Source organism: Pseudarthrobacter sp. SORGH_AS 212 (assembly GCF_030818145.1).
Taxonomy (GTDB): Bacteria; Actinomycetota; Actinomycetes; order Actinomycetales; family Micrococcaceae; genus Arthrobacter.
On record NZ_JAUTAA010000001.1, the window covers coordinates 2519609 to 2532189 of the forward strand.

Below are 12581 nucleotides of genomic sequence, written 5' to 3' on the forward strand. Positions count from 1 at the left end.
CGCAGTCCACCTCGGCTGGTAAGCCGCAGCCGGGGCAACGCGCCGGCAGCCTGCAGATAGAACCGGGAAAGGCGCGCGCACGCCGTGTCCTGGAATGGAGGAGCCGCTGGTGCTGGACACTTTGGCCCAAGCAGAAACCGAAGAATTCGAGAACACTGCCGGAGCGGATCCCGCTGTGTTGTTTGCTGCTGCCTACCGGTCCTTCGCCGGCCCGGTCCAGGGTTACCTCAAAGCACGCGGCGTCGATGATCCCGAGGCCGTGACCCAGGACGTCTTCCTGGCCTTCTACCCCAGGATCGAAAGCCTCACGGGCGGCCTGCAGGGCGCAAAGTCATTGATCTTCTCCATCGCGCACGCCCGCATGGTGGACCACTACCGCCGGCTGGAGCGCAGGCCGCACCTGACGCCGTACGATCCCCACGACGACGCCCGGACGTCCCCGTCGGCGGAGGAGGACGCGGTGGGAATCACCGGAGGGGCGGCCGCCATGCTCGAAGGGCTGGCCGATGAACACCAGGAAGTACTGGCCCTCCGCATAGTGGCGGACCTGTCCATCGAACAGGTGGCCGCCATCATGGGCAAAAGCACCGGAGCCATCAAGCAGCTCCAGCGCAGGGCCCTCCAAAACCTCAAGGCACAGACGCTCAAAAGAAACCAGGCGAATCATGAGTGACACCGCAGGATCCCGCAGTGAAGGTTTCGTTGACCAGCTGCTGCTCGAGGCAGACCTGGACGACGACGGCCAGCTCCGCCCCGCCCTTTTGCAGCTCCGCGCCCTGGGCACCGAAGTTCCCGAGCCCTCGGCCGCCGTCGCGGCATTGCTCGGAGGCGCCCATGCCGCCGGGCCCGGCGAGACCAGCGCAGCACCTGCTGACCCGGCTGAACCCGCCGCGGCGGATTCCCCTGCTGCCCCGGTCGATGTTCGAGCTGGCACAACCGGCTCACCCGGTGACGAGCTTGCCGCGCGGCGCCGGGCGAAGCGCCGGGCCGCCCTCACCGCACTGACCTTGGGCGTTACCCTGACCGCCGGCGGTGCTGTTGCTGCCGCGTCCGATCAGGGCATCCGCGATTCGTTCACCCACCTCAACCACGCAGTGACCTCCTTCGTCGCGGGATCCGGGCCCGCCGGACAACGGCAGGCACCCGTACCCCCGACGCAACCGGGGGAACCGGCGGCGCCCGCCCCGGCCGCACCGGTGAGCCCGGCCGCAGTGCCCACGGCTCCTGTGCCGGCTGAGGCACCTGCCGGGGCGCCGGCGTCGGACGCTCCCGCTGTTCCGGAAGGCGTCCCGTCCCCGGCCGTGACACCGGGCAAGCCTGCGGGCGTACCGGCGCCGGGGTCGCTGCCCACGGCCGTCCCCACCGAGGTCACGGACAGGCTGCCCCAGCGGCCGCAGGTGCCACTGCCGGAAGTGCCGCAGCTTCCGCTGCCCACCACGCTTCCGGCGGCCCCCCACCAATAGGCGCCTGCAGCCCGTCTTTGTGCCCGAAAACCTGTACCCGCGGACCTTTGCCTACGAGACCTGTGCCCACGAGCATAAGGGCCCGGCAGGCCGCCCCTAATAGGCGGCGCCGCTGGCCGTCTGGATCATGCTGCCGGATGGGTCTGCCAGGTACCAGACGTTGTTGACGCCCTGGCCCAGGACGTCGCCGGGCTTGGTGTCCTTGGCGAAGTAGTACAGCGGCATGCCCTCAAGCGTTACCTGCTGCTTGCCGTCCGCGGTGGTGATGGTGCCCAGCTTCCCGGTCACACCGTCGGCCGACGGTGTGGCGGACGTGGTGGTCAGCGGCGGCCACGCCTTCAGGCAGGCATCAGCACAGGCGCTGGTACCGGAGTCCTTGGTGTCCTTTGTGAAGAAATAGACGCTCATGCCCTTGGCGTCCACCACGATGGTGCCCGCACTGGAGGACGCCGTCTTGAGGTCGACGGCGGCACTTGACGTGCCGGTGGAGGTGGCGGACGGCGAAGCGGACGCAGCGGACGTGGCCGGGGCGCTTGCCGTTCCGGCCGGGCTGGAGGCCGGTGCGGTCCCGCTGCTTCCGCCGCAGGCGGCCAGTGCAGCAGTGAGGGCCAAAATGGCGAAACCTGTACCCAAACGGGATTTCATGGTTGCTCCTTTGCTGGTGCCCGGTGTGGGATCACCGGACGCTAACCGGTATGACGCCTCCGGGTGAAGAATGGTTCAAGGCGGCGGCAAAACAGGGTAGGCCGGTGTGGTTGAACCATTTGCCCGGAAACGGCGTCTGAATGGACAAACAGCGGATGGACGCGGGCAGGAGGATGGGATGCCGCTCGACGAGGATGCGGTGGAGTCCCTTTACCGTGAACACGGCACGGCGCTGCGCCGGTTCGTGCTCAGTGCCTCGCGGGACCCGCAGCTGGCCGAGGACGTGGTGCAGGAAACCGTGCTGCGGGTCTGGCAGCAGGCGCCCGACATCAACGGCAGCATCCGCAGCTACCTCTACCGGACGGCCAGGAACATCATGATCGACAACTACCGGCGCGCCCAGCGCCGCCCCGCCGAAACGCTGGAGGGCGAGCCATCCCGCCAGGCCGGGGTCATGGAGCGCGTGGACGGCCTGCTGAACCGGGTGCTGATCGAGGAAGCCCTCCTGCGCCTTAGCAAGGAGCACCGGGATGTCCTGGTGGCCCTGCACTACCGCCGCTTCACGGTCAACGAGGCCGCCGCCCAGCTCAACATCCCCAGCGGCACAGTGAAGTCCCGCGCCTACTATGCGGTGCGGGCCCTGCGGACCATCCTGGATGAGATGGGGGTGGAACCATGACCAAGGACCCCCACCACCTCCTGGGTGCCTACCTGCTGGGCGGGCTCGACGCCGGAGACCGGGCGGTGTTCGAGTCACACCTTCGGCAGTGCCGCTCCTGCCGGGACGAACTCGCCGGGCTGGAGACCCTCCCTGCGCTGCTTGACGCCCTTCCCGTGCCGGACGCCCTGGCCCTCACGTCGGTTCTCGGCGCCACCGAGCCCGCTGCCATCGAGCCCGGTGCCACCGAGGCCGGTGTAAAGGAGGCCGGGCTTGTGACCGGGCTGGCCGGCGCCGTGCCCACGGCCTTCTCCGGTTCGGCCCCGGACCAGGCACCCGAGTCGCGGCTGCTGCACGAACTGGCGCACCGGCGCCGGACAGCGCGACGACGGTGGGCAGCGCTCGCGGGCGCCGCCGCCGCTGCCTGCCTTGCGGTGGGCCTGGCCGTGGGGCCGCTGCTGGTGCGGGCGCCGCAGCCTGACGCCACCTACTCGGTGCAGTCCGGGGGAGGGCTGCAGTTCAGCATCGACCTGGCCCGGAAGACCTGGGGGACGGAACTGGCGGTCAACGGCAGCAGCCTGCCATCCGACGGGACTCTCTCGCTGTGGGTCAGGGACCGCGACGGCGGCGAGGACCGCGCATGCGCCTGGACGGCCACGCCCAGTGGCCGGGTCAAGGTCACCGGCGCCACGCCGATCCAGCTGGGCAAAATCTCCAGTGTGGAGCTGCGGGACGGGACGCAGCAGGCGGTCGCCGTCATCACCGTTCCCTAGGCGGTGCGGCCGCGGAGTTCCCGGAACTCCGCCTGGAGGGCGGCGTCCTCGCAAGCGCGTGCGAACGCCTCGATCCGCTTTTCGATCTCCCGGCCCAGCAGCCAGGTGCCGATCTTTTCCATCACCGGCCGCAGCAGCGCCGGACGGCAGGAAAAGGTGTACTTCCAGACGGCCCGGGTTCCGCCGTCGTCCACCGTGAAGCGCCAGCCCCCGCCGAAGTTCTCGAAGAACCAGGGGCCGGACACCATGGTCATGCCCACGTTCCGGGGCGGCGCATAGGAGACGTACTCGCTGACCATCACCAGGCCCAGGCGGGACCGCGTCCGGGTCCTGACTCCTTTGCCGGCCTGGGCTGCGCCGTCCAGGAATCCCTGCGCGGAGATGAACGGGTCCCATTTCAACCGGAAGGAACCCGTGGTCTGGGAGAAGGCGAAGGCCGTCTCCGGGTCGGTGCGGATATGGCGTTCAGCGCGTACCTGGGGCATGGTCCAACCCTAGCGACACAGGCAGCACTCCGGCCGCGCCGGACCGTACCGGAGGCGCCCGTGCCCGGCCACCTCCGGTACGTCCTGCGGGACTACTTGATCATCCGTGCGATCCTGGCCCGCACGATCATGAACACGCCGTAGCAAATCAGCCCTGCCCCCACCGCAGCCAGGAGATAGATCCCCAGGGGCTGGTCCCGCAGGCCGCGCAGGCCGCCGTCCAGGCCTGTGGACTGCTCCGGATGGGATTGCCACGCGGCAATGGCGATCAGCAGCCCGGTCAGCAACAGCACCGTCCCCTTGGCCACGTAGCCGGCGACACCCAGCACCGTGACAGCGGTCCTGGCGGTGGGATTGCTGGGCAACACCAGGTGCTTTTCGAAGGATTTCCGCAGCCCGCGGATGGCGTACACGACGCCGGTGACGGCGATGGCGGTCCCCAGCAGTACCAGGAGGGCGACGCCGCCCGGAGCCTTCATCAGCGAGAAGGTCAGGTCGCTGGCGGCTTTTCGGTTGTCACCATCGGATCCCGTGCCCATGGCAAAGGACATCAACGTCAGGGCCATGCCGGCGAACACCACTGCCTGCGCTGCGGCCTTCGCCTTGTTGGCGGCTTTCTGCTTTGCGGGAAGGTGTGTGTAGTCGAAGATCGCATCGCTGGCCTGCCAGATGGCCAGGGCTGCGCAGGCGGCGAAGCTGGCCCACAGCAGGAACGGTCCGGCAGGCTGGGTGGCCAGCTCGGCCACGGCTCCGCTGAAGTCCGCGCTGCCGGTTCCCCCGGTGGCGAGGCGGATGGCTATGGCACCCACCAGGAGGTGCAGTATGCCGCTGGCCGCGAATCCCGCCCTGGCCAGCACTTCCAGTGCACGTGAGTTGGTGACGTCTTCAGCCGCATCGGCGGCCTGCTTGAGTTCTCTTTTGATGGCAGTTCCTTTGTGCGTGCGCCGGGCGGCGGCGCTGTGGTTCACCGGTATGCGTGCCCCACATAAGGTAATCGTGCCACGGGTCCGGGTGATGGGGAGGGATCCCCATCGCCCCGGTCCGGTGGTTGTGCAACCATAAGCTTCAGCGATTCACACTCACCGCGAACCACCCGGGGGAACACCATGACTTTTTACGGCGCTGACGTCAGCCAGCTGCGGGCGCTGGCCAAGGCAGTGGACCAGGCCGCCTCCCTGCTGAGCAGCCGCGCAGGTTCGCTGCAGGGCCAGATCCAGTCCGCACCGTGGAAAGGGGCCGACGGCGCCCGTTTCCGCCAGGACTGGAGCTCCAGCCACCGGCCCAACCTGGAAAAGGTGGTCTCCAGCCTCCGGGCCAACTCCAAGATCCTGATGAAGCACGCGGACGAGCAGGAGAAGTCTTCCAACTCCTCCGGCGGAGGCGGCGGGGGCGGCACCTGGGACCGGATCAAGTCCCTGGCCGGGCAGGCGAGGGACTGGCTGCAGGAACAGGCCGCCGCAGCGGCGGCCGCCGCCGAACACCGCAAGGAACTTGAGTCCGGCCTGGACCGGATGCTGGACGCCAGCCCCGAGGAGCAGGCCAAGTGGTGGGCAGGCCTGTCCGAGGCGGACCGGAAGTACCTGATCGAGGGCGAAGGCGAGGACGGCCCCTTCGCCAAGGACCTCATGCGCATGGACGGTGGCATTCCCGAGTCCGCGCAGCAGCAGGCCAAGGAGCACCTGCAGGAACTGGCCAAAGCAGACATTCCGGTCTACACGGAGACCGGCAAGGCCTCCATCGAGGCACGTGTCGCCTGGGTGCACGGCGGCGCCGAAGTGGGCACCGAGGTGGTGGAGAACGCGGACGGTTCCGCCACCATGAAGGTCTACGGAAACATGGGCCTGGGCGTCAATGACACCTCGGGCACGGCCGGCGTCACCCTGAGCGGCGAAGTCTCGCGGGAGTACACGTTCGGCAGCGTGGAGGAAGCCATGGCGGCGCGGGCCCAGATGTACAAGGACCTGCCGCCGGACAGCATCGGCGACATCAAGGACGTTGCCGGCAACCCGCCCGGCTACGTCCTGGACACCATCAACGATGCCGCCGGAGACAACGGCTCAACCGGCCAGACGGACAAGGCCAAGGGCACGCTGTCCCTCGAGGCAGAGGGCGAGAGCGGGGCAGCCTCCGGTTCAGCCAAGCTGGACCTCTCCTACGAACGGAACCTCACGGACGGCATGGCGACCGCCAGCGGCGAAGTGTCAGCCCAGGGCAAACTCAACCTGGACGGACGGACGTTCGAGGCTTCCGGCAAGGGCGGCCTGCAGGTCAACATGGACAAGGGCAACAACATCGATTCCGTGACGGTCTCGATGGAAGGCACCGTAGCGCAGGGCGTTACCGAGGGCACCGACGTGAAGGCTGCCAAGGTGGAATCCTCCGTGTCCGCGGGAACGCAGGGCACCGTGAAGATCAACGTGGACTACACCCCTGAGAACCGCGCCGTGGTGGACAGCTACCTGCGCAACGTCGCCCTGGGCAACGACTACGGAGCAGCGCAAGACGCCGCCAAGCTGTACGAGGCCGGCTCGGCCACCGTCCAGGTCAACAGTGTGGTGACAGCATCCAACGAGGCCGGCTTCGACGTGAAGCTGGGCGAGGTGGAGGTCAAGACCGAGAGTTCTGCCACCACCAACGTGTCCACGTACTATAAGGTCCCCAACGACACCAAGCTCGAGAGGCTCTGAACCCATGTCAGTGCACATCGAATCCCCGCTGGGGTTTACCGCAGACTTCCCTGAGTACACCCAGGTCCTGGATGATTCCAGCGCCGGTCCCAACACCGAGCAGTACGGCCTGCTGTGCGGAGTCCTGGTCACGGTCATCAAGGACGACAACTCGGTGCAGGACGCGCCGCAGGCCACGGGCTGGGCGCACCTGATGGCTGGGTTCTACCTGGAGGAGCGCGGCGGCACACTGCTGGCTGAAGGCGAGCTCGGCCTGCCCGGCAAGTCAGCGTACGCCGTGGTGGCGGGCTACAGCGACGCCCAGGGGTCACCCAAAGTAGCCGCGACGGTAGGCGTGCTGGAAAACGGCCGGTTCATCGGCGTCGTGGTGATCTGGCCCTACACCAGCCCTGAAGCGGAGCCGCGCCTGGACCTGCTCAAAGACGTCGTCGCCGCCATCAGCGTCAGCTGAGTCCTTCTGCCGGCGTGGTTCCAGCCCCCGGCTGTCAGGCTTGGCGCCTGCGGTAGCAGAGATCGAAGATCAACCGGCCGGCTTCGTGGGCTTTCGCCTCGAAGCTGGTCCTGATCCTGCCTTCGAACCGGGGAGCCCAGCCGCCGGTCTCGTCCACGCCCTCGTTGGGGCCGGTGTGCCCGGTACTGACCGGCGCGCGGCCCTCTCGGACAGGGGCGCCGCCCACCACTGATTCGACGCCGGACTGCCACACCTGCGTCAGCGGACTCTCCGGTCCGCGGCGCTCGCCGGTGTGCAGGTTCTCGAAGTCGGCGGACCCTGCCATCACATCGCGGACGTGGATGGCGTAGTTGGACCAGTCAGTGGCAATCCGGAACAGTCCGCCGGGCTTCAGTGCACGGGATGCCAGCCCGGCGAACTCCGGCTGGATGAGCCGGCGCTTGTGGTGCCGGGACTTGTGCCAGGGGTCCGGGAAGAAGACCCAGAGTTCATCGACGGAGCCTTCGGGCAGCATGGTGGCCAGCACCTCGGGGGCGTTGGCCTCCACCACGCGGACGTTGGTGAGGCCCCGGCCGTTGATCTTGATGATGGTGTTGGCCAGGCCGGGCGTGTAGACCTCAACAGCCAGGAAGTCCGTGTCCGGGTTCTGTTCGGCGGCGTGGCAGATGGCATCGCCCAGGCCCGAGCCGATTTCCACCACCAGCGGCGCCTTGCGGCCAAACTCCGCCTCGGCGTCGAACGTGTAATCCGGGTGGACCGACGTGTTGGCGACGTGCCGGGGGACGTCGACGGCCCACCGTTCTGCGTGCTCCTCCCAGGCGGTCTGGCGCCGGCCCTGGAGACGGGTGCCGCGGCGCACGAAGCTGACCGGCCGGCCACCGTAGGTGCCGAAGGACGCCTGCGTTCCGGGCGTCACCGGCCTCGGGACATGCGGCTGCTGGGGGTTTTCGGGGGAATCGCTCATCCCTTCCAGAATACCGGCAGGCAACGCCGGCCGCCCGCCCGGCCCTGCTTGGCCGGCCCCGCCGCCCGCTGCACCGCTGCTGCCGCCCGGCCCCATCGGAGCCCGCCGGATGGACTCGCGAACCCGGATGGACCCTGCGGGATCAGTAGAACAGCATGGGCACATACCTCAGCGAGAGGACCAGGGCGATCACGGAGAGGACGCCGGACACCCAGAGTGATGCCACCGCCAGCCCCCAACCGCCCGATCGGCCTATGGACTTCCTGATGACGGATACAGCCAATGGGACGGACACGAGCCAGCAGGCCAGTGGCAGGCTCAGGAAGACCAACGGCGCCACCCAGGGCGCGTGCGACGGGCCTTCATCCGGGTAGGTCATCAGCACGGCGATAAACGCCAAGGGACTGGAAATGTAGAGTGTGGCCGGTGCCACGATGGACAGCACCAGGCTGGCGATGGCCTTGGCGGAAACCGACTGTCCGGGGACGGGCGGAATGGACTCTTGAAAGGGCTGCGCGCTCATGTTCTCCCTGCTGGGCCGGATTGGCCGGTAGTTGGGCAATGGACGGGTAGGGCAGTGGACGGGTAGAGGACTTCGTTTGGCACTGGTCCGCGTCTCCAAACTAGGAAAGCGCCGGCCGGTCCATAAGCCATCGGCTCCCGTATGTGGATAACCTCCGGGTGTGGGGTGGCGGCGGCAAGTTGCCGGAGCCTGGCGGGGATCCGCCGGCGTCGGTGCTGCAAGAATGGGCGGGTGACCGAAGCAACGAATGCCGGGGCAAGGAAACCTGGCCTGAAGGCGGCGAAGGACCCCGCGCCACCCAAGGATTCCATCGGCCTCATCGACGCCGAGGCTGATGAGGCGCCCGCCCCCGGACCCACCCGGGTGGGGAACCGCCGGCAACTGGCCTACCTGGGACTGTGCCTGGTGCTGATCGGGCTGAACCTCCGGACCGTCTTCTCCAGTTTCTCTGCGGTACTTCCCGAGATCACGGCGCAGGCGTCGTTGCCCGGGTGGGCCATCGTGGTGCTGACGACGGTGCCGGTCACCCTGCTGGGGGTGTTCGCGCCGCTGGCCCCGGTGCTGGCGCGGAGGTTCGGCGCCGAACGCGTGCTGCTCGGTGCCATGGCCGTGCTGACCGCGGGGCTGCTGCTGCGCCCGGCCGACCCCGGACTTCCCGGCGGCCACCTGCCCGGCCTCCTCGCCGGAACTGCGGCCTGCGGTGCGGCCATCGCCCTGTGCAACGTCCTGCTCCCCGGCCTGGTCAAACGCGACTTCCCGCACCGGCTGGGCCTGATGGGCGGCCTGTACACCACGGCCATCTGTGCCTCGGCGGCGCTGGGGGCCGGCTTCACCTACCCGGTCTACGCGGCAGCAGGGGAGTGGACCGTGGCGCTGTGGTTCTGGGCGCTGCCGGCCGCCGTCGTCCTTCTCCTGTTCCTCCCGGTGGCCCTGCGCCAGCACCCTGCCCGGCACCCGGCTGTCAGGGACGGCGTGAACGTGTGGCGTTCCGCGGTGGCTTGGCAGGTCACCATCTTCATGGTGCTGCAGGCCATGATGTCTTTCAGCGTCTTCGCCTGGCTGGCCCCCATCCTGCGGGAACGCGGCGTGGACGGCGCCACTGCCGGGCTGATCGTCTCGGTGAGCATCGTGCTGCAGATGCTGGGTTCGCTGTTCGCCCCCGCGCTGGCGGCGAGGTTCCGGGACCAGCGTGCCATCAATACCGTTGTTGCCCTGATGACCGGCGGCGGCTTCGCGCTGAGCATCTTCGGGCCCCTGGACCTGGTCTGGGTGTGGGCAGGCCTGCTGGGGCTGGGGCAGGGCAGCCTTACCGCTGTGGCCCTCACCATGATCATGCTCCGCACCCGCGACGGGCACACTGCCGCGCACCTGTCGGGCATGATGCAGGGCGTCGGGTACGGCCTGGGCTCCACCGGGACCCTGATGGTGGGGCAACTGCACCAGGGGACGGGGTCCTTTACCGCCGCCGGTTTCCTGTTCCTCGCGGTGGGGCTGCTGGCCGCCGTCTTTGGCTACCGCGCCGGCCGCAGCCGGTACGTGGGGTAGGGGACAGTGCGCCGCTCCACCCTCCCCGCCACGGAGCGCACGGCCGGCATCCTCCAGCGGCCCTACCTGTGGGTCACTGTGGGGACCTGCGCGCTGGTGTTCCTTGCTGCCTTCGAATCGCTGGCGGTCACCACCATCATGCCGCTGGTCAGCCGCGAACTGGACGGTGCAAGCCTCTACGCCCTCGCCTTCGCCGGCCCCCTGGCCGCGGGGGTGATCGGCAATGTGGCCGCCGGCAACTGGTCCGACCGCCGCGGCCCCACCGTCCCCCTCTACGCCTCTGTGGCTCTGTTCGTGGCCGGCCTCCTGATCGCGGGCACCGCCGCGTCCATGCCGATGCTCGTGGCCGGAAGGCTGGTCCAGGGCCTCGGCGGCGGCGCCCTGACAGTGGCGCTCTACGTCCTGGTGGCGCGGATTTTTCCTGGCACGCTCCACCCGAAGATCTTCGCGGCGTTCTCCGCCGCTTGGGTGATCCCGTCGCTCGTGGGACCGTTTGCCGCCGGCATCGTGGCGCAGGTCTTCAGCTGGCACTGGGTCTTCCTCGGCGTGGTGGGCCTCGTCATTCCGGCCTTGCTCATGATCGCCCCGGTGCTGAAGGGGATGGACCGGCCGGGAGCGGCGGCAGCTGCAACGCCCTGGGCCATCGGCCGGCTGGGTTGGGCGGCGCTCGCCGCAGTCGCGGTGCTGGGCCTGAACCTGTCCGCCGAGGTCCGTATCCAGGGCTTTCCGGCTGCCACCGCGGTCCTGGCCGTCGCCGCCGTCGCGCTTGCCCTTGCCGCCGTCCGGCCACTGGTTCCCCGCGGCACCCTCCTCGCCCGCCGCGGGCTGCCGAGCGTCATCCTGGCCCGCGGACTCGCTTCAGCCTCGTTCTTCGGCGCCGAGGTCTACCTGCCGTACCTGCTGATCGAGCAGTATGGCTTCCCGCCCACCTTCGCCGGCCTCACCCTCACCGGTGGCGCGCTCGCCTGGGCGGCAGCCGCGGCGGTGCAGGGCCGGCTGGGCGACCGGCTGTCCAACCCCGGCGCCGTCAGCACCGGGGCATTCATGGTCCTCGGCGCGGTGATCCTCGCTCTGGCCACCACCGCGCTGCACTGGCCCGCGGCCGTCGCCATCGTGGGTTGGATCTTCGCGGGCGGCGGCATGGGCCTGCTTTATCCGCGGCTCAGCGTGATGACGCTGGCACTGTCCACGAAGGACAACGAAGGCTTCAACTCCTCGGCCATGTCCATTTCCGACTCCCTCGGCGGGGCGCTGGCCCTGGCCACCACGGGCATCGTCTTCACGGCGTTCACGACGACGGCGGCCTCCTTCGCCGGCGTCTTCACCTTCGCTGCGCTGGTGGGCGTCGCCGCGGCTGTGGTGGCACCGCGGGTCACCTCCCGCGCGGGCTGACCCTGCCGGTCAGGGGAGCCGGGTGGCCCGCAGCACGACGTCAGCGATAGTGGCCTGCTGGCCCTCCGGCCCCGTGACCGGGCGCTCCCGGCTGGTCAGCACTTCCACCTGCCAGCCCGGGCCCTCCAACGACAGTTCCCGGACCAGGTCCTCGCCCTTGTAGAACATGTCCCCGTGGTGGTGCCCGCCGCCCCACGGCGGCAGCCGGTCCGGGTGGTGCCCAACCACCAGGAGCGTCCCGCCGGGCTTGACGGCTGCTGCTGCGGTCCGGAGCGGAAGCCGCCAGTCGAGTTCCTCGGAGTGCAGGAACTGTGAGGTCACCAAATCGAAGGCGCCCTCGGGCTGCCACTGCTCCAGGTCGGCCTGCTGCCACGTGATGCGGCTGGCCGGCACAGCCTCTGCAGCCTGCACGCTTTCGCGCGCGAACACGGCTTTTTCGTGGGACTGCGCCCGTTCCAGGGCAACCGCTGAGACGTCGACGGCGGTGACCGTCCAGCCGTGATGGGCCAGCCAGATGGCGTCGGCACCTTCGCCGCAGCCCAGTTCCAGCGCATGTCCCGGCTTCAGGCCGCCGGCCTCGCGGACCAGCTGGGGGTTCGGGTTTCCGCTCCAGAGCTGCGTCTTGGTGCGGTACCGCTCGTCCCAGGCCGCGGCCGGATCGATGGCAGCCCTGGCACCTTCAGTTCCGTTATGGGCCGCGCTGGTGCCGTCAGCACTGTGGTGGTCCGCGCTGGTGCCGTGTCCGCCGGTGGGGGCGCCGTCGTCGTGCGTGTCATGGTGGTGCGCCGCATGTTCGCTCATGCCTCAACCCTGCCTTGTGCCACCCGGCAGGGCAACGCCCTGAAGCGGCCCCGGAGGCCGCCACTTATACGTCGACGGGGCAGGGATGCTACGATGGTGGAACTTGATGTGCAGTGATGCCCTGGTAACCCTTCATTTAGGGACAGGGCTTTTTTCATGTGAGAGGCACATCCTGCGTCGATGAACGCGTTCCA

Annotated in this window: 14 protein-coding genes; 8 read left to right on the forward strand and 6 right to left on the reverse strand. The window is 68.9% G+C overall.

All coding sequences use genetic code 11. The features are described from left to right. The first annotated feature begins 94 nt into the window (after positions 1-94). Together QE394_RS11435 and QE394_RS11440 are read left to right on the forward strand one after the other, a co-directional pair. Positions 95-673 (forward strand): RNA polymerase sigma factor, encoded by a 579-nt coding sequence (locus QE394_RS11435; RefSeq protein ID WP_349034548.1) that lies wholly within the window; start codon positions 95-97, stop codon positions 671-673. After that, positions 666-1463 carry a hypothetical protein gene (locus tag QE394_RS11440; protein WP_349034549.1) on the forward strand — a complete coding sequence of 266 codons (798 nt, stop codon included), beginning with the start codon at positions 666-668 and terminating at the stop codon, positions 1461-1463. The genes QE394_RS11435 and QE394_RS11440 overlap by 8 nt, the downstream gene beginning before the upstream one ends. Before the next feature lie 96 nt (positions 1464-1559). Here QE394_RS11440 and QE394_RS11445 read toward each other — a convergent pair whose 3' ends face one another. Further along, on the reverse strand, positions 1560-2108 hold the full coding sequence (locus tag QE394_RS11445) for a hypothetical protein (RefSeq protein WP_349034550.1): 549 nt from the start codon (positions 2106-2108) through the stop codon (positions 1560-1562). Positions 2109-2286: 178 nt separating this feature from the next. On the opposite strand from QE394_RS11445, the gene QE394_RS11450 reads away from it, so the two are divergent. Together QE394_RS11450 and QE394_RS11455 are read left to right on the forward strand one after the other, a co-directional pair. Further along, the gene (locus QE394_RS11450) at positions 2287-2787 is read left to right on the forward strand and encodes a sigma-70 family RNA polymerase sigma factor (RefSeq protein ID WP_056081067.1); all 501 of its coding nucleotides are present in this window, start codon (positions 2287-2289) and stop codon (positions 2785-2787) included. Further along, the gene (locus tag QE394_RS11455; RefSeq protein WP_349034551.1) at positions 2784-3539 is read left to right on the forward strand and encodes a zf-HC2 domain-containing protein; all 756 of its coding nucleotides are present in this window, start codon (positions 2784-2786) and stop codon (positions 3537-3539) included. Before QE394_RS11450 ends, QE394_RS11455 begins: the two co-directional genes overlap by 4 nt. Here the strand turns inward: QE394_RS11455 and QE394_RS11460 are convergent. Beyond that, on the reverse strand, positions 3536-4024 hold the full coding sequence (locus QE394_RS11460) for an SRPBCC family protein (RefSeq protein WP_261619474.1): 489 nt from the start codon (positions 4022-4024) through the stop codon (positions 3536-3538). The two genes, QE394_RS11455 and QE394_RS11460, sit on opposite strands and share 4 nt — an antisense overlap. A gap of 92 nt (positions 4025-4116) precedes the next feature. After that, a complete protein-coding gene (locus tag QE394_RS11465; RefSeq protein ID WP_349034552.1) occupies positions 4117-4992 on the reverse strand; it encodes a DUF1206 domain-containing protein in 876 nt (291 codons plus the stop codon). A 138-nt stretch (positions 4993-5130) separates the two neighbouring features. On the opposite strand from QE394_RS11465, the gene QE394_RS11470 reads away from it, so the two are divergent. Then, positions 5131-6711, forward strand: coding sequence for a hypothetical protein (locus QE394_RS11470; RefSeq protein WP_349034553.1), 1581 nt, complete (start codon positions 5131-5133; stop codon positions 6709-6711). 4 nt (positions 6712-6715) lie between these two features. Continuing rightward, on the forward strand, positions 6716-7162 hold the full coding sequence (locus QE394_RS11475) for a hypothetical protein (RefSeq protein ID WP_349034554.1): 447 nt from the start codon (positions 6716-6718) through the stop codon (positions 7160-7162). A 34-nt stretch (positions 7163-7196) separates the two neighbouring features. On the opposite strand, the gene trmB is transcribed toward QE394_RS11475, so the two are convergent. Both trmB and QE394_RS11485 read right to left on the reverse strand, forming a co-directional pair. After that, positions 7197-8126 carry a tRNA (guanosine(46)-N7)-methyltransferase TrmB gene (trmB, locus tag QE394_RS11480; protein WP_056081048.1) on the reverse strand — a complete coding sequence of 310 codons (930 nt, stop codon included), beginning with the start codon at positions 8124-8126 and terminating at the stop codon, positions 7197-7199. Between the two features lie 142 nt (positions 8127-8268). Next, positions 8269-8649 (reverse strand): hypothetical protein, encoded by a 381-nt coding sequence (locus tag QE394_RS11485; protein ID WP_349034555.1) that lies wholly within the window; start codon positions 8647-8649, stop codon positions 8269-8271. 270 nt (positions 8650-8919) lie between these two features. Here QE394_RS11485 and QE394_RS11490 point away from each other — a divergent pair, with 270 nt between their 5' ends. Next, positions 8920-10194: a CynX/NimT family MFS transporter gene (locus tag QE394_RS11490; protein ID WP_056081671.1), complete on the forward strand. Its 1275-nt coding sequence runs from the start codon at positions 8920-8922 to the stop codon at positions 10192-10194. Positions 10195-10200: 6 nt separating this feature from the next. Beyond that, complete coding sequence (locus tag QE394_RS11495; protein ID WP_349034556.1) at positions 10201-11586, forward strand: MFS transporter; 1386 nt, start codon at positions 10201-10203, stop codon at positions 11584-11586. A 9-nt stretch (positions 11587-11595) separates the two neighbouring features. On the opposite strand, the gene QE394_RS11500 is transcribed toward QE394_RS11495, so the two are convergent. Further along, entirely contained in the window at positions 11596-12387 is a 792-nt protein-coding gene (locus QE394_RS11500) for a class I SAM-dependent methyltransferase (protein ID WP_268155644.1), read from the reverse strand. Positions 12388-12581 lie beyond the last annotated feature (194 nt).